We start from the raw sequence: 20,920 nt of genomic DNA on the forward strand, positions 1-20,920 counted from the left end.
GAGACGATCTGCTCGATCCACTCCGCGGCCGCGTACTGGTCGAGCTCGCTCATGCCGCCTTCCAGTCGCCGGGGTCCTGAGACACCTCACCGCGGTGCGCCCACTCGTCCTCGGCCGTCGAGGCCGGCGGCTCGAAGAAAGGACGCGCCCGCTGCTCGATCCTCATCCGCACCCCGAGCGCCCACTCTGCGTCCCGCTCCCGCATGCTCCTCATGGGGGAAGTCTGCGCCCGGGGTGGGACGGTCGAGAGCTGTATGCGACGGAACAATGTCGAACAGGTGTGAGAGCAGATGTGTGCCCTGATGTGCATTTCTCGCGCTCGAGACCACCCGCCGCCCACTTTTCGTAGCATGCAAGAAAGGCCCCTCACCGTCCTGGTGAGGGGCCTTCTGTCGTGCCGTGGAGCTTAGGGGAATCGAACCCCTGACCTTTTCATTGCGAACGAAACGCTCTACCAACTGAGCTAAAGCCCCGTGCCGCGTGGCGACCTGGCAAGCCTAGCATCGCGAAGCCGGTGCTCACGACCGCCCGGAGCTGCCTTGACGAGGATCACAGCGACCGGTCACGGAGCCGGAGCGACGCCTCGGCACATGCCGTCGCCCGCTCTCACGCGCCGCGGTCGTCGCGGGCCGCCTGCACCTCGTCCATGAGCTCGTCGAGCACCGCGAGGCGCTCATGGCCGGTGCACGCGACGTACGCGGGCTGCTCCTGCACGGGCCGCCCCTGGCCTGTGGTCCCGGGCCAGGTGCGCAGGCTGCCGCCCGCGCTCTGGACCAGGTGGAATCCTGCGGCAACGTCCCAGGCGTTGATCGAGGGCAGCATCGTCGCATCGGCGCGGCCCAGGGCGACGTACGCGAGCTCGAGCGCGGCCGAGCCCAGGTGGCGGACCGCCGAGACACCGTCGGACAGGCGCCGCCCGTGCGCCGCGGACAGCTCGGGAAGCTCACGGTAGGCGCGGTACCCCGGGTAGCCGGTGAGCACGAGCGCGTCCTTCGCCGCGAGGGTCGGGCGCCCCGCGACCTCGACCCCGTTCAGCCGCACCGGCCCGTCGGCCGCGCTGATCACCTCGCCGAGCACGGGCGCGTCGACCACCCCCGCGACCAGCTCACCGCTGACGGCGACGCCGATCGAGACGCAGAACAGCGGCAGCCCGGCCGCGAAGTTGCTGGTCCCGTCGATCGGGTCGACGTAGAAGGTGATCTCGGAGTCGGAGGCCCCGCCGTCGGCCCCGGCGCCGGGCCGCTCGCCGCCCTCCTCGCCGATCACGCGGGCGCCCGGCACGCGGCGCGCGAGCTCGCGCACGATGATCTCCTCGCACGCGCGGTCGTGGGCGGTCACGATGTCGTGGCTGTCGTTCTTGTACTCCCGCTGCAGGGCGGTGCGATCCAGGCCCCGCACGTAGTCGGCGGCAAGGGACGCGGCGGCCTCGGCCGCCTCCAGAAGCTCCTCGGGTGCGGTCACTGCTGCCTCCTGTGGCTGGCGCGGGCTGGGGTCGGCTCGGGGTCTCAGGCGCGGCGGCGCGCGAGGATCTCGTCCAGGCCGAGATCCGAGGCGGGCGTGCGCTGCGGCTCCTCGCGCAGGGCCTCGTCGACCACGTCGTCGGTCTCGACCTCGAGCGCGACCTGCTGCGGGGCGACGCTGCTGCGGTGGGCCGCGTGGCGGGTGGCGAGATCCTCGACCTCTCCGCGCAGGGCGTAGGACGGACGCGGCACGGGACGCGGGATCCACTCTCCGGGCGCGGCGAGGGCGGCGCTCGCGGACTCGATCTCCTCGCCGAGCTCCGCGTGCTCCTCCGTCTGCGCGGCGGCGTCGGGCTGGGTACGCGCGGTCGTCGCGCTGGTGGAGCGCTCGTCCGACCGAGCAGTCGGTGTTGCGACCTGCGAGGCCTCTTCGGCCGAGGCGCTCTTCCGGGCGGGGCTCGATGCGGTGGCCGACGCCGTCGTACCGGCGTCTCGCAGCTCGGCGGCGCGGCGCAGACGGGACCGGCGGTCCAGCTCGGCGCGGCGCAGGCCCACCACGTAGGCGGCGAGGACCGCGAGCGGCAGCAGCACGCTCCACACCGGCAGTATCGAGACGCCGGCGAGCACGCCGACCCCGATCGTCACCAGGGCCAGGGCGAGCAGCACCACGCGCAGGGTGCGTCGCTGGCGCCCGGCCTCCTCGAAGGGGTCGACACGGGTGCCCGGGGACGCGTCGAAGCGCGGGCGGGCGGTCGGATCGGCGGGACGCAGCAGCAGACGGTCGTCATTCATGACGTGCACCTCACGGGCTCTCGGGCGGGAGTGGGCGGCCTCGGAGAGATCCCGCGCGGTGCGGGAGTCCCTGGAGCGCATCGCGTCGCGCGCTCTCGAGATCAGCTCCCGGCGCTCCGCGCTGCGCGGGACGGCATAGCCGACCCAGACGAGCAGCAGGAGGGCGAACAGGACAGCCCCGAGGTTGAAGGTCTCCACCTCGCCCACCCTAATGACACGGCTGTGATTCAGCTGGTCACGACGCGCCCGTGGCGCCCATGTGTTCGCGCCGATACCGCGCGAGCACTCCCCTGCCGCGCTCGTCGGTCTCGACCTCGTCGGCCGTGATGGCGAAGCTCAGGTGGTCGCGGAAGGCGCCGTCGACATGGATGAACCGCTCGCGCAGCCCCTCCTCGCGCAGGTGGAGCTTGCGGGCCACCCGCAGGCTGGCCTCGTTCTCGGGCCGGATGTTGATCTCCACCCGGTGCAGCCCGACCTCGGCGAAGAGATGGTCGATGAGCAGGGCGACGCCGCGCGGCGCATACCCGCGGCCGGCGCGCGCGTGGTCGATCCAGTAGCCGATCGTCGCCGAGGACTGCGCGCCGTACAGGATCGGTCCCGCGCTCACCTGCCCCGCAGGCCGGCCGTCCGCGCACAGCAGCAGGCTGAGGTGGCGACCGGCGCGCCCCTCCCGCTCCGCCCAGCGCAGGAGCTCCCCGTGGCTGGGCCGGGGCCGACGGCGCTCGGGGTCCGTGGCGTCCCAGGGCGCGAGCCATTCGCGGTTGCGCACCAGCAGCGTCTCGAAGGCGCGGCGGTCGCGACGGCGCAGCGGGCGCAGGGTGAGCTCCGCATCCGAGAGCACGAGCGGCCAGACAGGGGGCATCCGGGCATCGTAGCCATCGCGGAGGCGGCATCCGCGGTGCCATGCTGGGGCGGTGGAGGAGAACTCTCAGCAGACCCCCGCCGTGCGCAAGAAGGCCCTGCGCACGGGACTGCGCACCGAGCGCGCCGCGACCGGCCACCGCGCGCCCGACGAGGACGCGCGCCTCGCGGGCCGGGCCGACGAGCTGCTCGCCCTCCTGCCCCGCGCGACGGGACCGCTGCGGATCGCCGCCTTCGACCCGACGCCCACCGAGCCCGACGTGCGGATGCTGCTGCGCGTGCTCGCTGCCCGCGGCCACCGCATCCTGCTGCCGGTCCACGCGGGCGAGCGGATCGACTGGGCCGCATGGGACGGTTGCTCCCCGCTCGCGCCGCCTCCCGCGCGGGGCTTCGGCGGGGAGCCGTCGGGACCGCGCGAGGGGCCCGACGCCCTGGCCCGGGCGGATCTCGTGCTCGCCCCGGCCCTGGCCGTGGACCGCTCCGGCACGCGCCTCGGGCACGGCGGAGGCTATTACGACAGGGCGCTCGAGCATGCGCGCACGACGGCGGTCGTGGCCGTCGTCCATCCCTGGGAGGTGCTGGCGCCGGGCGCCTTGCCGCGCGAGGCGCACGACCGCCCGGCGCACGCCGTGCTCACCACGGATGGGGTGGAGCGGCTCGGTTCCTGACGGCTCGGTTCCTGACGGGCCGGGGTCATCGCCCGGGTGGTGCGCTCTCTGCGCGACGCTGTCGACGAGGGGCGCGGCGAGCATCACCCCGGGCGGCCCTGCTGGTCGGTCCCGCGCGGCGGTAAGCTCGTGCGGGCGCCTCGGGAGGCGCCGATCACCCTGGATGTGGAGGACCCTAGTGCCCACGTACGCGTACGCCTGCAAGAACTGCGGCCACCGTTTCGAGAAGTACCAGAGCTTCAGCGAGGACTCGCTGACCGTCTGCCCCGAGTGCGGGCAGTCCGCTCTGCGCAAGGTCTTCGACAGCGTGGGCGTCGTGTTCAAGGGCTCGGGCTTCTACTCGACGGACTCCGCGTCCTCGCGCACCGCTGCCTCGTCGTCGGACTCCTCGGGTTCGTCGAGTTCGTCCGAGTCCTCGAACTCCTCCGACTCCTCGAGCAGCGCCTCCTCGTCGAAGGAGTCCTCGAGCGCGTCGAGCGGCGCATCCGCGGCCCCTGCGGCCGCCTCCGCCGCGGACTGAGCGCTCCGCCGCCGTTCCTCCACCTCACCCCGTCGTCCACAGCGACGACGGGCGACGCCCGGCGCGCGTCAGCTCGCCCTAGCGTCGGAGCATGCTGCGACGACTGCACGACTCCCTCCCCCGCTGGCACCGGGCCGTCCGTCGGCGCCGGCGCCTGCTGAGCATCCTGCTCGCCGCGCTGCTCGCGGTCGCGGTCCTGCCCGGCCTGCTGCCCGCGTCGGCCGATGCGCGCGGCGTGCTCGTGGCCGCGCACGACCTCCCTGCGGGCACGGTGATCCGGTCCGGGGACCTGCGCGAGGCCGAGGTCGCCGATGCTCTCGTCCCCGACGATTCGACCTCGGATCCCTCTCATCTGGAGGGCCTGCGCGTCTCGCGGAGCGTGGGCGCCGGGGAGGTCCTCGCCCCGCAGAGGCTGCGTGAGGAGGCGCAGTCTCCGCCGCTCGCGGGACGGGCCGTGGTGGTCGTGCCCGTGGCCCCCGCGCTGCTGCCGCACCTCGCGCCGGGCGACAAGCTCAGTCTCGTCGTCTCGACCGAGATGCCCGGTGACACGCGCAGGATCGATGCGATGGTCGTCGAGGTCCCGGCCGACGCGACGGCGACGGGCCCGATGGGCGCCGTGTCCAGCACGGATGCTGTGGAGATCCTCGTCGCCGTGGATCCGTCGCACACGGGAGAAGTCGCTCACGCCGTGCGTGAAGGCTGGCTCGAGATCGCGATCATGTTCTAATCTCCCCAGCGGGTGGTTCCCCAGCATCCACTGTGTCACCCGATCCCCCGCGTCTCCGAGCAGTGAGGAAAGCACCGTGAAGGGCTTCAAGGACTTCGTCATGCAGGGCAACGTCATCGACCTCGCCGTCGGTGTCGTGATCGGCGGTGCCTTCACCGCTCTGGTCACCGCCTTCGTCACGTACATCATCAACCCGATCGTGGCCGCGGCCGGCGGCGCGGACGGCATCGGCCTGGGCTTCCACGTCATCGCCAGCAATGACAAGACGTTCGTGGACATCGGCTCGGTCATCTCCGCCGTCATCACGTTCCTCATCACCGCCGCGGTGGTGTACTTCGTGTTCGTGCTGCCGATGGCCAAGGCCCGTCGCATGGCCATGATCCGTCGCGGCGAGGACCCGGACGCGCCGGAGGCCACCCCGGAGGACATCGCGCTGCTCACCGAGATCCGCGACGCCCTCCAGAACAGGGACTCGAGCACCCCGGGGCAGACCCCGCAGCAGTGAAGGAACCCCTCCGGCCCGGCCGGAGGCTCCGCATGACGCCGTGAGAGCGGCGCACGGACGGGGCGGGACCACAAGGTCCCGCCCCGTCTCTCATGCCCGATCGCAGGGAAGCCCGCCCGGCGGCTCACCTCGAGCGGCGCAGACTGTGCGGCCCCGCCCGTGCGGTACCGTTCCCAAGTGCCCGCCGACTCCCCCGCGACCGTCCCCGATCCCGTCGGACTCCTCGACGGCAGCGGGATCGACGCGGTGATCGACTGGTTCGCCGACGCGGGCCGCGACCTGCCCTGGCGGGCGAGTGATGCGAGCGCCTGGAGCATCCTGGTCTCGGAGATCATGCTCCAGCAGACCCCCGTGGTGCGGGTCCTCCCCCGCTGGCAGGAATGGATGCGCCGCTGGCCGCGACCGCAGGACCTCGCCGAGGCGCCGACGGCCGAGGTGCTGCGCGCATGGGACCGCCTGGGCTACCCGCGCCGGGCGCTGCGACTGCAGGCCTGCGCCCGCGCGATCGTCGAGGAGCACGGCGGCGAGGTGCCCGTCGGGCTCGACGCCCTGCGCGCTCTGCCGGGGATCGGCGAGTACACCGCGGCCGCCGTCACCGCCTTCGCCCACCACGAGCGCGCGGTGGTCGCGGACACCAACATCCGACGGGTGCTCGTGCGCTGCGTACGCGGGGAGGCCTTCCCCGGCAGCACCTTCACCGCATCCCAGCGGGCGCTGGCCACCGAGGTCCTTCCCACCGGGACCGAGCGGTCGGTGCGCTGGAACCAGGCGGTGATGGAGCTCGGCGCGCTCGTGTGCACGGCCCGCTCCCCTCACTGCGAGATCTGCCCGCTGGCCCCGCACTGCGCATGGCTGGCCAAGGGACGTCCGGCGGACTCCGGGACACGTGCCCGCACCCAGGCCTTCGAGGGCACCGACCGTCAGATGCGCGGCAGGATCATGACGCTGCTGCGCGAGGGGCCCACGAGCCGGGAGCGGATCGCGCAGCTGCGCAGCGACGAGGCCGACGACAGGGTGCCGCGCTGCCTGGACTCCCTCGTCGCCGACGGGCTCGCGGTGGTCGAGGACGGGACCGTGCGCCTGCCCTGACGCCGGAGCCGAGGGTCAGACCGGTGCGTCGGCCAGGCGCAGGATCATCCGGGTGTTGCCCAGGGTGTTGGGCTTGACCCGCGCGAGGTCCAGGAACTCCGCCACACCCTCGTCGCTCGAGCGCAGCAGCTCGGCGTAGACCTCGGGCGGCAGCGGATCCGGGCTCATGGCGCGGAAGCCGTGACGGGCGAAGAAGTCGACCTCGAAGGTCAGGCAGAACACGCGCTCGAGCCCCAGGTCGCGGGCGCGCTGCAGGAGCGCCTCGAGCATGCGATGGCCCAGGCCTGTGCCGCGCGCGTCCTCGCTCACGGCCAGGGTGCGCACCTCGCCGAGGTCCTCCCACATCACGTGGAGCGCGCCGCAGCCGATCACGGTGCCGTCCTCGTCGACCGCGACGAGGAACTCCTGGATGGCCTCGTAGTAGACCACGAGCTCCTTGCCGAGCAGGATCTGGCGGGCGGCCAAGGGCTGCACAAGGCGGTCGATGGCCCGGACGTCGGCCGGGAGCGCGGGGCGCAGCTCGATGCTCATGCGGGGGATGCCGTCCTTCGGGGGTACGTGTCGGCGTCGCTCTCGGCCCCCGGGTTCTCGGCCGATCGGTCCTCGTCCGACGATTCGTGCTCCCCGACGCTACTCGCCCGGGCGCCGACGCCGTCGGTCGTCTCGCGCGGCGCCGCGGACGGACCGTCGCCGCTCTGCGCATCGACCTCGGCGCCGTCCGACTGATCGTCGGAGCCTACGTCCTCCCGCTGTGCCGCTTCCTGCTCGGCCTGCTGGGCGGCACGCTCGTGGCGGCTGTCCAGGAGATGGTTCATGAGGGAGACCAGGCGCTCGACGACGAGGGCCACGACGACCGCGATGACCACGGCGACCGTGATGGCCAGCAGATGATTGTCCTCGAACCAGCTTCCGGCCACGGCGCCGATGCCGCACGAGTACACGGCCCACACGAAGGTCGCCGCGAGCGAGCGGTGCCAGAACCGGCGCCAGGGATAGCGGACCGCACCGGCCGTGAGGTTCACGGCGGTGCGGCCGAAGGGGATGTAGCGGGCGGTCATGAGGAAGAGCAGGGCTCGCCGGTCCAGGCCGCGCTCCGCCGCCTGGACCGCCTTCAGTCCGCGTCCGCGGTGCAAGAAGCCGAAGCGCTGCCAGCCCACGGTGCGTCCGATGAGGTAGGCGATGTTGTCGCCCAGGAAGGCGCCGCCCCAGGCGGCGAGCACCGTCAGCCAGATCGGGGGCACGGAGGACGACGCCCACAGGGAGGACAGGGCGACGATGACCGATTCGCTCGGGACCGTGGGGAAGAAGGCGTCGATCGCGCACAGCGCGAACACCACCAGGTGCACCCACCAGGTATCGCCCGCGGCGACGATCCAGTCCTGAAGACCGGACATCCACGCCTGGAACGTGCCCACTCCCACGATCGCGCTCCGCCTCTCCGTCCGACTGCGCCGTGCCTCCGGCGACCGCGCCCGGCGCCCTCAGGGACGCCGGGCGCTCACTGCTGCTCTGCCGACCCGGAGGTCAGCGCGAAGAGCTCACATCGGTGTCCGCGGAGGACTCCGTGCCGGAGCCGGTGCCCGCGTCACTCCCGTCGTCGTTCCCGGAGGAGCTCTCGCCCTCCGGCACGTCCGGGTGGGCGGCGTCCTCGGTGCGGGCCTCCGTCATCGCGCTGACGGAGACGTCGTCCGAGAGGGGCTCGAGGGACCCGCCGTCGGTGCGGCGGCGGAACACGAGCTCGCCCAGCAGGCCCTCGCCCTCGGAGTCGACGACGATGTGGTCGCCCGCCGAGACCTGGCCGAACAGGATCCGCTCGCTGAGCGCGTCCTCGATGTCCCGCTGGATCGTGCGGCGCAGCGGACGCGCGCCGAGCACGGGGTCATAGCCCTTCTCCGCGAGCAGCTCCTTGGCGCCCTCGGTGAGCTCGATGTCCATGTCCTTCTCCGCGAGGCGCGTGCCGAGCTTGGCGACCATGAGGTCGACGATCTGCACGATCTCCTCCTGGGAGAGCTGCGGGAAGACCACCACGTCGTCGACGCGGTTGAGGAACTCGGGCTTGAAGTGCTGCTTGAGCTCCTCGTGGACCTTCGACTTCATGCGCTCGTAGTCGGTGGAGAGATCCCCGCCGGCGGTGAAGCCCATGGAGACGCCCTTGGCGATGTCGCGGGTGCCCAGGTTCGTGGTCATGATGATCACGGTGTTCTTGAAGTCCACGACGCGGCCCTGCGAGTCGGTCAGGCGGCCGTCCTCGAGGATCTGCAGGAGCGAGTTGAAGATGTCCACGTGGGCCTTCTCCACCTCGTCGAACAGCACCACGCTGAAGGGCTTGCGACGCACCTTCTCCGTGAGCTGGCCGCCCTCGTCGTAGCCGACGTACCCGGGGGGCGAGCCGAACAGCCGCGAGGCCGTGTGCTTCTCGCCGAACTCGGACATGTCCAGCTGGATGAGGGACTCCTCGTCGCCGAACAGGAACTCCGCGAGGGCCTTGGCGAGCTCGGTCTTGCCGACGCCCGTGGGGCCCGCGAAGATGAACGAGCCGCCGGGACGCTTGGGGTCCTTGAGGCCGGCGCGGGTGCGGCGGATCGCCTGCGAGAGCGCCTTGATGGCCTCGTTCTGCCCGATGACGCGCTTGTGCAGCTCGTCCTCCATGTGGAGCAGTCGCGAGGACTCCTCCTCGGTGAGCTTGACGATCGGGATGCCGGTCGAGGCGGCGAGCACCTCGGCGATGACCTCCTCGGAGACCGTGGTCACCGCGTCGGTCTCGCCGTTGCGCCATGCGTCCTCGCGCTCGTCGCGCTCGGTCTTGAGGGTCTGCTCCTCGTCGCGCAGCGAGGCGGCCTTCTCGAAGTCCTGGCCGTCGATCGCCTCCTCCTTGCGCTTGCGGACGTCCTCGATCTTCTCGTCGTACTCCTTGAGCTCCGGCGGCGCGGTGAGGCGGCGGATGCGCAGGCGCGCGCCGGCCTCGTCGATCAGGTCGATCGCCTTGTCCGGCAGGAAGCGGTCGTTGACGTAGCGGTCCGAGAGGTTCGCCGCGGCCACGAGGGCGCCGTCGGTGATGGTCACCTTGTGGTGCACCTCGTAGCGGTCGCGCAGCCCCTTGAGGATCTCGATCGTGTGGGCGATCGAGGGCTCGTCGACCTGGATCGGCTGGAAGCGGCGCTCGAGCGCGGCGTCCTTCTCGATGTGCTTGCGGTACTCCTCGAGCGTGGTCGCGCCGATGGTCTGCAGCTCGCCGCGGGCGAGCATCGGCTTGAGGATGCTCGCGGCGTCTATCGCGCCCTCGGCCGCCCCTGCGCCGACGAGAGTGTGGATCTCGTCGATGAACAGGATGATGTCGCCGCGCGTGCGGATCTCCTTGAGCACCTTCTTGAGGCGCTCCTCGAAGTCACCGCGGTAGCGCGAGCCGGCGACCAGCGAGCCCAGGTCCAGCGTGTACAGCTGCTTGTCCTTGAGGGTCTCGGGCACGTCGCCTCGCACGATCGACTGGGCGAGGCCCTCGACGACGGCGCTCTTGCCCACGCCGGGCTCGCCGATCAGCACCGGGTTGTTCTTGGTGCGGCGGCTGAGGACCTGCATGACCCGCTCGGCCTCGTGCTCGCGGCCGATGACCGGGTCGAGGTTGCCGTCGCGCGCAGCCTGGGTGAGGTTGCGGCCGAACTGGTCCAGCACGAGCGAGCCGGCGGGCTGGCCCTCCGCGGGGCCGCCCGCGTTCGCGGGCTCCTTGCCCTGGTAGCCGGACAGGCGCTCGATGACCTCCTGGCGCACCGCGGCGGGCTCGGCGCCCAGACGGGAGAGCACCTTGACCGCGGTGCCCTCGCCCTCGCGCAGCAGGCCGAGCAGGATGTGCTCGGTGCCGATGTAGTTGTGGCCCAGCTGGAGCGCCTCGCGCAGCGAGAGCTCGAGGACCTTCTTGGCGCGCGGCGTGAAGGGGATATGACCCGTGGGGGCCTGGTTCCCCTCGCCGATGATGTCCCGCACCTGGTCCCGGGCGGCGTCGAGGGTGACCCCGAGCGCCTCGAGGGCCTTCGCGCCCACGCCCTCGGCCTCGTGGATGAGGCCGAGCAGGATGTGCTCGGTGCCGATGTAGTTGTGGTTCAGCAGGCGGGCCTCGTCCTGTGCGAGGACGACGACGCGCCGCGCGCGGTCGGTGAAGCGTTCGAACATGTCTCTCCCCCATCGGGCGGTGGTGATGGATCGAGACTAGTCGGAACCCCACCATCGATCGATGGCTGTTCGCCGCGGGCGTGACGGCGCGCGACCGGGACCCGCAGATCAGTCCGGCGGCGGTCGCCCCGGCAGCGGTCACGCCGGCAGAGGTCCGTCCGGCGCCGTGGTCAGGGCAGGCCGGGCGCCGGAGAGGTCCGGGACGACGATTCCGCGGGCGTCGTGCACGCAGGCCGCATCGAGCGCGGCACCCTCCCCCTCGATCTCCAGCTGGAGCACCTCGGCGGTGACGGGCGCGGCGAGCCTGTGGATCCTGCGCACGCCGACGGTGCCGCCGGCCGCGAGCTCCCGGCACTCGGCGTCGAGGATCCGGTGGCGGCGGATGCGCTGGCCGTCCTCGTTCCCCACCCAGCGGATGGTCGCGCGCCCCATGGTGAACACCATCGCCCCCGGCTGCAGCTCGTCGACGAGATCGCCGATGGCCTCCCAGTCGTACTCGCGGCCCGCCGAGCCCGCGCCGTCGAACCAGAGCTCGTGGAGGGGCCCGTACCCCGCGCACAGCTCGCGCAGCTGCGCGAGGTAGAGGGCGTCGTAGCGCGCGGGATCCGCGTACTCGGGTGCGTGCCGGTCCCAGGGCGAGAGGTACAGACCCAGACCGAGTCCCCAGCGCTCGCAGGCCGCGGCGACCTCGGCGACGAGGTCGCCGCGGCCCTGCCGCCACAGGCTCGCGCGCACGCTGTAGTCGGTGGTCGCGGTCGGCCACAGGCAGAACCCGTCGTGATGCTTGGCGGTGAGCACCACGTAGGCGGCACCGAGGTCGTGCGCGATGCGCACCCATTCGTCGACATCCAGATCGGTGGGGTCGAAGATGCGGGGCGAGAGGGTCCCGTCGCTCCATTCCAGTCCGGCGAAGGTGTTCACGCCCACGTGGAAGAACACGCCCAGCCCCTCGCGCTGCCATGCAAGCTGCTCGGGCGTCGGCCGCAGGGGGTCGCTCGGCTGCAGCGGTGGGACGGGCTGCTGCGGGGCCTCGGGATGCACGTCGTCGGACATGCACCCACCTCATCAGAGTTCCGGCCGGGGCCCGGAGCGGCGCGCTGGTGCGCACTCGCGCGCCTCATCGTGCTGCGCTCGAACTCCACGGGCCCGGGCCGGACGACGCCCCGCCGTGCCGCGGACCACAACCCGCCCTCCGTCGGTCGAGCACCCCGCCCAGGTGGACCGGGGTAGCCTCTTCGGAGCACATCAGCGATGAGGACGGGAGTGTCATGGGCGAGCTCACGGTGGACGTGACCCGAGCGGATGCGGTGCTGATCGGGGGTGGGGTCGCCAGCGCGACCCTGGCGGCCCTGCTGACCGACCTCGAGCCGAGCTGGCGCATCGAGGTGCTCGAGAAGCTCGACGACGTCGCCCTCGAGTCCAGCCAGGGCTGGAACAACGCCGGCACCGGCCACAGCGCCCTGTGCGAGCTGAACTACACCCCGCAGGACATCGACGGCTCGGTGAGCCCTGCGAAGGCGATCTCGATCAACGAGCAGTTCCAGGTCAGCCGCCAGTTCTGGGCGCACCTCGTGGAGACCGGGAAGATCGAGGACCCCAGCGCCTTCATCAACCCGGTGCCGCACATGAGCTTCGTCCACGGCATGGAGAGCGTGGACTACCTGCGCCGCCGCCACGATGCGCTCGTGAAGAACCCGCTGTTCGACTCGATGGAGTTCACGACGTCCCACGAGCAGCTGCGCGAGTGGGCGCCGCTGGTCACCGAGGCCCGTCCCGAGACCGAGACGATCGCCGCGACCTACTCCCCCGACGGCACCGACGTCGATTTCGGGCGCCTGACCCGCGAGCTCCTGGACGTCGCGAAGGGAGCCGGCACCACGGTCTCCACCGGCTGGGAGGTCACCTCCCTGCGCCGCATGGGCAGCGACTGGGGCGTGATGGCCCGCTCGACCTCCGGCGAGGTGCGCGTGGTCCGCGCGCCCTTCGTGTTCGTGGGCGCCGGTGGCAACGCGCTGCCGATCCTGCAGGACTCCGCGATCCCCGAGATCCGGGGATTCGGCGGATTCCCGATCTCCGGAGAGTGGCTGCGCTGCACCGACCCCGAGATCATCGACCGCCACGAGGCGAAGGTGTACGGGAAGGCCGCCGTCGGCGCCCCGCCGATGAGCGTCCCGCACCTGGACACCCGCTACATCGACGGCAAGCGGGCGCTCATGTTCGGCCCCTACGCCGGCTGGTCGCCGAAGTTCCTCAAGACCGGCTCGAACCTCGATCTGTTCGAGTCGATCAAGCCGGGCAACATCGCGCAGATGATGGCGGTCGCCCCGCCGAACCTGGACCTCATGAAGTACCTCGCGGGCGAGCTCATCGCCTCGCCCGCCAAGCGCTTCGACGCGCTGCGCGAGTACATGCCCTCGGCCCGCGCGGACGACTGGGAGCTCATCACCGCCGGTCAGCGGGTGCAGGTCATCGCCCCCGATCCCAAGAAGGTGGGCGTGCTGCAGTTCGGCACGCAGCTGATCACCGCGGCCGACGGCTCGATCGCCGGCATGCTGGGTGCCTCGCCCGGCGCCTCGACCGCCACCACGATCATGCTGGGCATGCTCGAGAAGGTCTTCCCCGACCGCTTCGGCACCTGGGAGTCCCGGATCCGCGAGATCATCCCGAGCTTCGGCACCCACCTCGCCGAGGACCCGGCGGCGGCCTCGGCGTCCCTCGCCCGCACCGCCCACCTGCTGGGCCTCGAGGACAGCTGACCGCCATGGCCGAGGAGACGATGGACGTGACAACCTCCGGCAGCGTGCGCGATCGCGGCGCTCTGCACAGGATCGCCGCCGGCGAGTACGCGGCCGAGGTGTCCGAGGTCGGCGCGACCCTCGAGTCGCTCACCGTGGGCGGGCGCGACCTGCTGCTGCGCAGCCCCGCCGAGGGCCCGATGCTCTTCTACCGCGGCGCGGTCGTCGCCCCGTGGCCGAACCGCATCGGCGACGGCCGGTACACCTGGGATGGGCGGGAGCTGCAGGTCCCGATCACCGAGGTCGAGCGGAACAACGCCCTCCACGGGCTGCTGAGCTTCCAGGCCTTCGAGGTCGCCGAGCAGAGCACCGCGGCGCTCACGCTGCGCACCGTGCTGTACCCGACCACCGGGTACCCCTTCGCGCTCGAGCTGCGCGTCGAGCACCGGCTCGACGCCAAGAGCGGCCTGACCACCACGGTCACCGCCCGCAACGTCGGATCGGCCGACGCCCCCTACGGGGTGTGCCCGCACCCGTACCTGCTCGCGGGCCCCGAGCCGCTGGACGAGTGGACGCTGTCCTGCCCGGCCGCGACGGTCCTCGAGGTGACCCCGGACCGCCTGCTGCCCGTCGGCACCCGCGCGATCGAGGAGGGCTCGGATCTCGATCTGCGGCTGTCGCGCCCGATCGCCGGCCGCTTCCTCGACCACGCCTTCACCGATCTCTCCGCCGAGGCCGACGGCCGCTGGCGCGTCACGGCGACCGCACCCGGCGGGACCGGGGTGGAGATCTCGGCCGACGGCGCCTGCCCGTGGGTGCAGGTCCACACCGGCGACCGCCCGGAGCCGGAGAACGACCGCAAGGGACTCGCCGTGGAGCCGATGACCTGCCCGCCCGATGCGTTCCGCAGCGGCGAGGACCTGGTGCGGCTCTCCCCCGGGGCCGAGCACATGGCCTCCTGGAGCATCCGCGGCTGGTGACGCCGAGGGACGGCGCGACCGTCCGAGCATGCACGAGGGCCCCGGGACGCTGATGCGTCCCGGGGCCCTCGTGCAGGAGGCCGTCGCGCCGTCAGTTGGCGGCGTAGTAGGCCTGGCGGAGCTCCTCGGGGATGCGGCCGCGGTCCGAGACCTCGCGGCCGTTCTCGCGGGCCCAGACGCGGATCTTCGCGGAATCGTTCGAGGAGCTGGAGGTGGAGCCGCTTCCCGTGCCGCGGATGCGGCGCCCGGCCACGCGGCGCGCACGGGTGACCCACTCACCGATCTCCGCGCGCAGCTTCTCCGCGTTCTCGTCCGAGAGATCGATCTCGTAGGCGACGCCGTCCAGCGAGAAGCTCACCGTCTCCTCGGCCTTGGACCCGTCGACGTCGTCGATGAGTTCAACGAAAGTCTTCCGTGCCATGGGATGGTTCTCCTTGATGCGTGTGGAGCGCCTAACTCATGTTGGACGCGCCCCATTATCTGCACACCGCACCTGAGAATTCAATCCGAACGCGAATTCCTGCACCGCGCTGTTCGCCGGCCGATGAATCACGCCTCAGGCATTGTCCATCTCATAACAATCTCGGTCACGGCGCGTCCGGATGCTCTCCTGAGTTCCCCTGCTGGGCGCGGAGCTCGCGCTCCGCCTGCCGTTCCGCCTCGCGTTCGCGGCGGTCGGCCCTCAGGATCGCGCGCATCGTGAACCAGAACAGCAGTCCGACGCCGATCGGCGGGAGGAGGGAGCCTGCCTCGTAGAGGAATCCGCTGTCCATCTCAGGCCTCCGGCTTCACGAGCGGGAAGGTGATGGTCTCGCGGATGCCCAGGCCGGTGATCGCCATGAGCAGGCGGTCGATCCCCATGCCCATGCCGCCGGTGGGCGGGAGCGCGTACTCCATGGCCTCGAGGAAGTCCTCGTCCAGGCGCATCGCCTCGTCATCGCCGGCGGCGGCCAGACGCGCCTGCTGCTCGAAGCGCTCGCGCTGGACGACGGGATCCACGAGCTCGGAATATCCGGTCGCGAGCTCGAATCCGCGCACGTACAGATCCCATTTCTCCACGACGCCCGGCGTCTCCCGGTGCGCGCGCACCAGCGGGCTGGTCTCGACCGGGAAATCGCGGACGAACGTGGGGGCGTGGAGATGATCGGAGACCTGGTGCTCGAAGAGCTCCTCGACGAGCTTCCCGTGACCGAACTTCGGATGGTCGAGATCCAGATCGAGCGAGCGCGCGATCCTCCGCAGCTCCTCGGGAGTCGTCTCCGGCGTGATCTCCTGTCCCAGGGATTCCGAGAGGGACCCGTAGACGGTGATCCGGTCCCAGGTCCCCGAGAGGTCGTATTCCTCGCCGTCCGCGAGAGTGACGACCTGGGAACCGGTCGCGGCCTCTGCCGCCTCCTGGATGAGTGAACGGGTGAGTTCGCCGATCGTGTTGTAGTCCCCGTAGGCCTGATACGCCTCGAGCATCGCGAATTCCGGCGAATGCGTGGAATCAGCGCCCTCGTTGCGGAAGTTCCGGTTGATCTCGAAGACCCGCTCGAGCCCGCCCACCGCCGCGCGCTTGAGGAAGAGCTCGGGAGCGATGCGCAGGAACAGGTCCATGTCGAAGGCGTTCATGTGGGTGACGAACGGCCTCGCCGCGGCGCCCGAGGGGATCACCTGGAGCATCGGCGTCTCGATCTCCACGAAATCGCGGTCCTGGAAGGAGGACCGCAGGGAGCGCATGACCTCGGCCCGCTGGCGCACGGAGGCGCGGGCCTCCTCGCGCACGATGAGATCCACGTAGCGGTGGCGCACGCGGGACTCCTCGGAGAGGTCGGCGTGCAGCACGGGCAGGGGGCGCACGGCCTTGGCGGCCATCGTCCAGGAGTCGGCGAAGATCGAGAGCTCGCCGCGGCGCGAGGCGCCCACGCGACCGTGGAAGAAGACGTGATCGCCCAGGTCGACATCGGCCTTGAAGGCGCCGAGGCGCTCCTCGCCGACCTCGGCCAGGCTCAGCATGATCTGCAGTCGCTCCCCCGCGCCGTCCTGGACGGTCGCGAAGCAGAGCTTGCCGGTGTTGCGCTGGAAGACCACGCGCCCGGCGACGCCGACGACGTCCTGCGTCTCCTGTCCGGCCTCGAGGTGGCCGTAGGCCTCGCGCACCGCGGCGATCGTGGTGGTGACGGGCACGGAGACCGGGTAGGCCTCCTCGCCCCGCTCGATCAGCCGCTCGCGCTTGGCCTTGCGGACAGCGATCTGGTCGGAGGTGTCCAGGGCGTCCGGGGCGCGATGCTGATCGCTGGGGGGCTGTGCAGTCATAGGGGTGATTCTCGCATCACCGGCACGGAGTATCCCAGGCGGGGTGGTCTTCAGGACGGTGTCGCCTCCACCACAGCGGCGTCCAGCAGGCGCACCCCGTGCACGTGCGCGGCCATCACGACGAGCACCTCGCCGTCGTGCTCGTCGGCGATCTCCTCGAAGGTCACGGGGTCGAGGGCGAGCGCGTAGTCCCAGCGCACCCCGGGCGACCCCGCGGCGACGGCGTCCGTGAGGGCCGCGCGGATCCCGGGGGCCGACGGCGCGGCGGCCTCGGCGGCGCGCACGGCCCGCGAGAGGGCGAGGGCGTGCTCGCGGCCCTCGGCGTCCAGGCGCACGTTGCGGCTCGAGCGCGCGAGCCCGCTCGGCTCGCGGACGATGGGCGCCGCCTCGATGCGGACCGGGAGGTCGAGGTCGCGCACGAGGGCCTGGACGATCGCGAGCTGCTGGGCGTCCTTGCGGCCGAACACGGCAACCTCGGGAGCGGTGAGCTGCAGGAGCTTGGTGACGACCGTGACCACGCCGTCGAAGTGCCCGGGCCTGGCGGCTCCCTCGAGGGCGGTGCCCAGCCGGCCCGCGCTCACGCTCACGGCGGGCGGGAGCACCGGGTACATCTCCTCGACCGACGGGGCGAAGACGAGGTCGACGAGTCCGTCCACGAGCGCGAGGTCCGCGTCGAGATCCCGCGGGTAGGTCTCGAGGTCCTCGCCCGGTCCGAACTGGAGGGGGTTCACGAAGTCGGTGAGGATCACGTGGCGGGCGACCTCGCGGGCGCGGTGGACGAGGCTCAGGTGCCCCTCGTGCAGGGCGCCCATCGTCATCACCACCGCGACGGGCCCCTCAAGCCGCGCGCGGGCGGCGCGCAGGGCGTCCTTCGTCGTCACCAGCTGCGTGGCCGGCTTCGTCATCTGCTCCTCCTGGTCCCGCCCGTTCCGACGCGCGTCGGCCCGCAGGTCACTCCTCTGCGCCGGGCTCCCGCAGGATCTCACGGATCGCGCGCTCCTCGGCCGCACCGAGTCCCGCGCGGGCGAGCGCCGCGCGCGCCAGCGCCCGGTAGGTGCGGGCGCTGTCGCCCGGGGACAGGGCGCCCGCCGTCCCGTCGGCCTCGGCGAGCGCGGACAGGTGCGCCTCGACGGTGCCGGCGTCGCCGCGGGAGACCGGTCCGGTGAGGGCGTTCGCACCGCGCCGCAAGGACTCCTCCAGGGCGGCGGTCATGAGGGGGCGCAGGTACTCCCCCGGCTGGTCGATGCCGATCCTGGCGAGCAGCTCGCGCGCCTGGTCCACGAGCACCACCAGATGGTTCGCGCCGTGGGACAGGGCCGCGTGGTAGAGCGCGCGATCCCCCTCGGCAAGGGTCACCGGTTCGGCGCCGATCTCGACGACGAGGGCCTGGGCGATCGGCAGGAAGGCCTCGCGGGCGGTGACGGCGACCGGGCAGCCGACCAGGCGCGGGAGGTCCGCGGCGGTGCCGGTGAAGGTCATCGCCGGGTGCAGGGCGAGGGCGATCGCGCCGGTGCGCTCGAGCGGGGCGAGGGAGGTGATGCCGTGCAGGCCGGAGGTGTGGGCGAAGATCTGCCCGCCGGGGGCGAGGCCCGTCGCGGCGATGCCCGCGGCCAGCGGCGCGAGCTGGTCGTCGGGCACGGCGAGCAGGACGAGCTCGCTGCGCTCGACGATCCGGTCGACCTCGAGCAGGGGGACGTCCGGGAGCATCTGCGCGGCGCGCTCGCGGGAGGCGTCCGAGACGGCGTAGGCACCGGTGATCGCGTGCCCCTCGGCGCGCAGGGCGGCGCCGAGGGCGGCGCCGACGCGGCCGGCGCCGATGATGCCGACGCCCAGGCGCGGGGCGCTCATGCGTCGTCCCCCGGGGCCGGGGCGGGGGTCGAGACGGGGGCGGGCGCCGAGTCGGGAGCGATGGCCGGCGCGGGGGCCGACGGCGCGTGCGCGTCGGGCCCGAGCGGGGGCCGCGGCCAGTCGTCGCGATCACGGTAGCGGCGGCCCTGCGCGGCGTCCGGGCGCAAAGCGTCCTCGAGCTCGAGGACGTCGGCGATGTCGACGCCGGCGATCTCGGCGCGGGCCGCGGCGACGCCGACCGTGAGGGTCGCGGTGGAGGTCATGCGGCCGACGGGACCCTGCGCGAGGGCCAGGCCCTGGATGCGCTCGCGCGGGACGATCTGCACCTTCGCGGTGATCACGCCGCTGCGCAGCACGAGCGCGCCGCGCAGCAGCAGGACGCGGCGCGTGCGTCGACCGATGAAAAACAGCCGGTGGCGCGGCCCGATGCCGCCCAGATCCCGCGCGCGGGCGGTGAGCAGACGGTCCAGCAGCGCCGCGTCGTCCTCGGTGCCGAGGGTCGGCAGCAGGTGGCCGAGGGTGCGCAGCAGCTCCTCGCGCGTGCCCACGGGCAGGGCGCTGGTCGCGGCCGAGGAGTCGTCCTCGCCGATCCCGGCGACGCTCACCCGCGCCTCGGTCCATGCGGGACCGCGCCACAGCAGCGGACGGCGCAGCCGCAGGTCCTGCACGCGTCCGGCGCCGAGGTTGTCCGTGCGGGTGGAGAACAGGCCGCGGCGCATGCGCAGTCCGCGGTCGGTGTCGCGGGAGACGAAGCCCCAGCCGCCCTCGAGGCGGTGCAGCACGGCCTGCGGCACGGCGACGATCGCGGGCAGCGCGGCCGCGATCAGCCCGGTGCCCGCGCCGTCGGTGCGCCAGGCGATGATCGCCGTGACGATGATCCAGACCACGCCGACGACCAGCCCGATCAGCCAGCCGACGTCGCGCAGCATCGCGTGCAGGAGACGCGTGGTGGGGATCTGCGCGATGAGATCGCCGTCGGTGACGCCGTCGTACGCGACCTCGCGCAGGCTCTCGCGCAGACCGCGATCGCGGGCGGGAGCGCCTGGCATCCCGTCCTCCGCGCTCTTCGGAGCCTGCGCGGGAGTGCCGGGGGCGTCGCCGGCGGCCAGGTCGTCGGCGGTCGTCCCGTCGACGGCCGGACCGCCGTCGACCGGTCCGCCGGCGGCCGCGCCGACCACCCCTGTCGTCCCGGCCCGCCCGGCCGGCCCGCCGGCAGCCACGTCGAGGATCTCGGTGCGGATGGTCTCGGCATCGGCCGCCGTGATGTACGCGATGTCCAGATGGGACTCGGAGCCGCCCGCGAACTCGACGCGCACCTTCGCCAGGCCCAGCAGGCGCGGCACCGCGGGCCGCTCGACCGACACGGATTCGATGCGCTCGCGCGGAGCGGTGCGGCCGGTGCGGGTGAGCAGGCCCGAGCGCCGCGTGACACCGTCGGACGAGATCTCGTAGGTGGTGCGCCACCAGATCAGGGCGCTGACGCCGACCGCGACGACCAGGGCGACCACGAGCGCGCCCAGTCCCAGCAGCGCGCGCCGCACGGTGAACTCGCCGACGAGCTGTGCCAGGTTCTGGGCCGCGATCACCGCGATCACACCGGCGAAGATCTTCCAGCCGGTCAGCAGGGGCGTGAGCGGATGGGTGCGACGGGAACCGTCCTGCCCGGCCGGTCCGTGAGCTGCGTCCTCGGTGCTCACAGCGACTGCATCCTCTCGATGCCGCGCCGGGTGAGCAGCTCCTTGAGCTCCTCGGCGTCCTCGCGGGGGAGCCCGGGGATGGTGCCGTCGGCCTCGTCGGAAGCGGTCGAGTACGCCAGACGGGCGATCCCGAAGCGGCGCTCGACGGGGCCCTCGTGGATCTCCACGGACTGCACGCGGCCGTAGGGCGTGGTGGTGACCGAGCGGAACATGAGTCCGCTCGCGAGGGTCAGCTCCTCCTCCCCCGCCCGGTAGCCGATCGCCCGCACGCGGCGCGGCGTGAGCAGAACCCCGGGGAGGCACCAGAGGATCGGCACGATCGCGAGCACCTCGAGCCACCACCAGCCCAGCCGCAGTCCCAGCACGAGGCAGGCGATCGCGATCGCCAGGGAGATCACCCACCACGGGACCGCGGCGAGGTAACGGGCGGGCACGAGCCGCGGCGAGACCGGGGTGAGTCCCCGTCCGCCCAGCCGCTGGGGTCGCGTCGAATCGTCCATGGGACCATCCTCGCAGGCCGCCGGGCGCCGGGGCACCCGACGATCGTCCGAGGCGACCCCTGACCTGCGTCGCAGC

At 72.3% G+C, this 20,920-nt stretch carries 22 protein-coding genes and 1 tRNA gene; 7 read left to right on the plus strand and 16 right to left on the minus strand.

What is annotated here, in order from left to right:
- Positions 1-49: 49 nt before the first annotated feature.
- From Bra3105_RS03870 to Bra3105_RS03890, 5 genes are all read right to left on the minus strand, one after another.
- Complete coding sequence (locus Bra3105_RS03870) at positions 50-214, minus strand: hypothetical protein (protein ID WP_228358676.1); 165 nt, start codon at positions 212-214, stop codon at positions 50-52.
- Positions 215-400: 186 nt separating this feature from the next.
- A tRNA-Ala gene (locus Bra3105_RS03875) sits at positions 401-473 on the minus strand.
- Positions 474-606: 133 nt separating this feature from the next.
- A complete protein-coding gene (locus Bra3105_RS03880; protein WP_228358677.1) occupies positions 607-1,461 on the minus strand; it encodes an inositol monophosphatase family protein in 855 nt (284 codons plus the stop codon).
- Positions 1,462-1,505: 44 nt separating this feature from the next.
- The gene (locus tag Bra3105_RS03885; RefSeq protein WP_228358678.1) at positions 1,506-2,450 is read right to left on the minus strand and encodes a hypothetical protein; all 945 of its coding nucleotides are present in this window, start codon (positions 2,448-2,450) and stop codon (positions 1,506-1,508) included.
- A 37-nt stretch (positions 2,451-2,487) separates the two neighbouring features.
- Positions 2,488-3,114: a GNAT family N-acetyltransferase gene (locus tag Bra3105_RS03890; protein ID WP_228358679.1), complete on the minus strand. Its 627-nt coding sequence runs from the start codon at positions 3,112-3,114 to the stop codon at positions 2,488-2,490.
- Between the two features lie 52 nt (positions 3,115-3,166).
- On the opposite strand from Bra3105_RS03890, the gene Bra3105_RS03895 reads away from it, so the two are divergent.
- From Bra3105_RS03895 to Bra3105_RS03915, 5 genes are all read left to right on the plus strand, one after another.
- A complete protein-coding gene (locus Bra3105_RS03895) occupies positions 3,167-3,781 on the plus strand; it encodes a 5-formyltetrahydrofolate cyclo-ligase (protein ID WP_228358680.1) in 615 nt (204 codons plus the stop codon).
- A 178-nt stretch (positions 3,782-3,959) separates the two neighbouring features.
- Positions 3,960-4,301, plus strand: a complete 342-nt coding sequence (locus tag Bra3105_RS03900; RefSeq protein WP_228358682.1) for an FmdB family zinc ribbon protein — start codon at positions 3,960-3,962, stop codon at positions 4,299-4,301.
- Between the two features lie 91 nt (positions 4,302-4,392).
- Positions 4,393-5,028, plus strand: a complete 636-nt coding sequence (locus tag Bra3105_RS03905) for an SAF domain-containing protein (RefSeq protein ID WP_228358683.1) — start codon at positions 4,393-4,395, stop codon at positions 5,026-5,028.
- Positions 5,029-5,104: 76 nt separating this feature from the next.
- Positions 5,105-5,533, plus strand: coding sequence for a large conductance mechanosensitive channel protein MscL (gene mscL, locus Bra3105_RS03910; RefSeq protein ID WP_228358684.1), 429 nt, complete (start codon positions 5,105-5,107; stop codon positions 5,531-5,533).
- A 177-nt stretch (positions 5,534-5,710) separates the two neighbouring features.
- The gene (locus tag Bra3105_RS03915; protein ID WP_228358685.1) at positions 5,711-6,622 is read left to right on the plus strand and encodes an HhH-GPD family protein; all 912 of its coding nucleotides are present in this window, start codon (positions 5,711-5,713) and stop codon (positions 6,620-6,622) included.
- A gap of 15 nt (positions 6,623-6,637) precedes the next feature.
- Here Bra3105_RS03915 and Bra3105_RS03920 read toward each other — a convergent pair whose 3' ends face one another.
- From Bra3105_RS03920 to Bra3105_RS03935, 4 genes are all read right to left on the minus strand, one after another.
- The gene (locus Bra3105_RS03920; RefSeq protein ID WP_200503855.1) at positions 6,638-7,153 is read right to left on the minus strand and encodes an amino-acid N-acetyltransferase; all 516 of its coding nucleotides are present in this window, start codon (positions 7,151-7,153) and stop codon (positions 6,638-6,640) included.
- Positions 7,150-8,043 (minus strand): DedA family protein, encoded by an 894-nt coding sequence (locus tag Bra3105_RS03925; protein ID WP_228358686.1) that lies wholly within the window; start codon positions 8,041-8,043, stop codon positions 7,150-7,152. The genes Bra3105_RS03920 and Bra3105_RS03925 overlap by 4 nt, the downstream gene beginning before the upstream one ends.
- A 103-nt stretch (positions 8,044-8,146) precedes the next feature.
- Positions 8,147-10,786 carry an ATP-dependent Clp protease ATP-binding subunit gene (locus Bra3105_RS03930; RefSeq protein ID WP_228358687.1) on the minus strand — a complete coding sequence of 880 codons (2,640 nt, stop codon included), beginning with the start codon at positions 10,784-10,786 and terminating at the stop codon, positions 8,147-8,149.
- Positions 10,787-10,924: 138 nt separating this feature from the next.
- On the minus strand, positions 10,925-11,839 hold the full coding sequence (locus tag Bra3105_RS03935; RefSeq protein WP_228358688.1) for an alpha-L-fucosidase: 915 nt from the start codon (positions 11,837-11,839) through the stop codon (positions 10,925-10,927).
- A gap of 215 nt (positions 11,840-12,054) precedes the next feature.
- Here Bra3105_RS03935 and Bra3105_RS03940 point away from each other — a divergent pair, with 215 nt between their 5' ends.
- Together Bra3105_RS03940 and Bra3105_RS03945 are read left to right on the plus strand one after the other, a co-directional pair.
- The gene (locus tag Bra3105_RS03940; RefSeq protein ID WP_228358689.1) at positions 12,055-13,542 is read left to right on the plus strand and encodes a malate:quinone oxidoreductase; all 1,488 of its coding nucleotides are present in this window, start codon (positions 12,055-12,057) and stop codon (positions 13,540-13,542) included.
- A 20-nt stretch (positions 13,543-13,562) separates the two neighbouring features.
- Positions 13,563-14,501, plus strand: coding sequence for an aldose 1-epimerase family protein (locus Bra3105_RS03945; RefSeq protein WP_228358690.1), 939 nt, complete (start codon positions 13,563-13,565; stop codon positions 14,499-14,501).
- Positions 14,502-14,592: 91 nt separating this feature from the next.
- Here the strand turns inward: Bra3105_RS03945 and Bra3105_RS03950 are convergent, their stop codons facing one another.
- The 7 genes from Bra3105_RS03950 to Bra3105_RS03980 all read right to left on the minus strand — a co-directional run bounded on the left by Bra3105_RS03950 (position 14,593) and on the right by Bra3105_RS03980 (position 20,844).
- The gene (locus tag Bra3105_RS03950) at positions 14,593-14,922 is read right to left on the minus strand and encodes a histone-like nucleoid-structuring protein Lsr2 (protein WP_200503858.1); all 330 of its coding nucleotides are present in this window, start codon (positions 14,920-14,922) and stop codon (positions 14,593-14,595) included.
- Positions 14,923-15,088: 166 nt separating this feature from the next.
- Entirely contained in the window at positions 15,089-15,274 is a 186-nt protein-coding gene (locus Bra3105_RS03955) for a hypothetical protein (RefSeq protein WP_228358691.1), read from the minus strand.
- A gap of 1 nt (position 15,275) precedes the next feature.
- A complete protein-coding gene (lysS, locus tag Bra3105_RS03960) occupies positions 15,276-16,799 on the minus strand; it encodes a lysine--tRNA ligase (protein WP_228358692.1) in 1,524 nt (507 codons plus the stop codon).
- 50 nt (positions 16,800-16,849) lie between these two features.
- A complete protein-coding gene (gene panC / locus Bra3105_RS03965) occupies positions 16,850-17,704 on the minus strand; it encodes a pantoate--beta-alanine ligase (RefSeq protein WP_228358693.1) in 855 nt (284 codons plus the stop codon).
- Between the two features lie 46 nt (positions 17,705-17,750).
- Positions 17,751-18,647: a Rossmann-like and DUF2520 domain-containing protein gene (locus Bra3105_RS03970; protein WP_200503862.1), complete on the minus strand. Its 897-nt coding sequence runs from the start codon at positions 18,645-18,647 to the stop codon at positions 17,751-17,753.
- Entirely contained in the window at positions 18,644-20,344 is a 1,701-nt protein-coding gene (locus tag Bra3105_RS03975) for a PH domain-containing protein (RefSeq protein WP_228358694.1), read from the minus strand. Before Bra3105_RS03975 ends, Bra3105_RS03970 begins: the two co-directional genes overlap by 4 nt.
- A complete protein-coding gene (locus Bra3105_RS03980) occupies positions 20,341-20,844 on the minus strand; it encodes a PH domain-containing protein (RefSeq protein ID WP_228358695.1) in 504 nt (167 codons plus the stop codon). Before Bra3105_RS03980 ends, Bra3105_RS03975 begins: the two co-directional genes overlap by 4 nt.
- Positions 20,845-20,920 lie beyond the last annotated feature (76 nt).

The organism is Brachybacterium halotolerans subsp. kimchii (genome assembly GCF_020792675.1).
In the GTDB taxonomy this organism is placed as follows: Bacteria; Actinomycetota; Actinomycetes; order Actinomycetales; family Dermabacteraceae; genus Brachybacterium; species Brachybacterium halotolerans.

What these genes read in the sequence shown, in the direction of transcription:
- Bra3105_RS03870 (WP_228358676.1), bottom strand. Translation starts at nt 214, where the DNA reads ATGAGGAGCATGCGGGAGCGGGACGCAGAGTGGGCGCTCGGGGTGCGG.
- Bra3105_RS03890 (WP_228358679.1), bottom strand. Translation starts at nt 3,114, where the DNA reads ATGCCCCCTGTCTGGCCGCTCGTGCTCTCGGATGCGGAGCTCACCCTG.
- Bra3105_RS03905 (WP_228358683.1), top strand. Translation starts at nt 4,393, where the DNA reads ATGCTGCGACGACTGCACGACTCCCTCCCCCGCTGGCACCGGGCCGTC.
- Bra3105_RS03920 (WP_200503855.1), bottom strand. Translation starts at nt 7,153, where the DNA reads ATGAGCATCGAGCTGCGCCCCGCGCTCCCGGCCGACGTCCGGGCCATC.
- Bra3105_RS03930 (WP_228358687.1), bottom strand. Translation starts at nt 10,786, where the DNA reads ATGTTCGAACGCTTCACCGACCGCGCGCGGCGCGTCGTCGTCCTCGCA.
- Bra3105_RS03935 (WP_228358688.1), bottom strand. Translation starts at nt 11,839, where the DNA reads ATGTCCGACGACGTGCATCCCGAGGCCCCGCAGCAGCCCGTCCCACCG.
- Bra3105_RS03940 (WP_228358689.1), top strand. Translation starts at nt 12,055, where the DNA reads ATGGGCGAGCTCACGGTGGACGTGACCCGAGCGGATGCGGTGCTGATC.
- Bra3105_RS03945 (WP_228358690.1), top strand. Translation starts at nt 13,563, where the DNA reads ATGGACGTGACAACCTCCGGCAGCGTGCGCGATCGCGGCGCTCTGCAC.
- Bra3105_RS03950 (WP_200503858.1), bottom strand. Translation starts at nt 14,922, where the DNA reads ATGGCACGGAAGACTTTCGTTGAACTCATCGACGACGTCGACGGGTCC.
- Bra3105_RS03955 (WP_228358691.1), bottom strand. Translation starts at nt 15,274, where the DNA reads ATGGACAGCGGATTCCTCTACGAGGCAGGCTCCCTCCTCCCGCCGATC.
- lysS (WP_228358692.1), bottom strand. Translation starts at nt 16,799, where the DNA reads ATGACTGCACAGCCCCCCAGCGATCAGCATCGCGCCCCGGACGCCCTG.
- panC (WP_228358693.1), bottom strand. Translation starts at nt 17,704, where the DNA reads ATGACGAAGCCGGCCACGCAGCTGGTGACGACGAAGGACGCCCTGCGC.
- Bra3105_RS03970 (WP_200503862.1), bottom strand. Translation starts at nt 18,647, where the DNA reads ATGAGCGCCCCGCGCCTGGGCGTCGGCATCATCGGCGCCGGCCGCGTC.
- Bra3105_RS03980 (WP_228358695.1), bottom strand. Translation starts at nt 20,844, where the DNA reads ATGGACGATTCGACGCGACCCCAGCGGCTGGGCGGACGGGGACTCACC.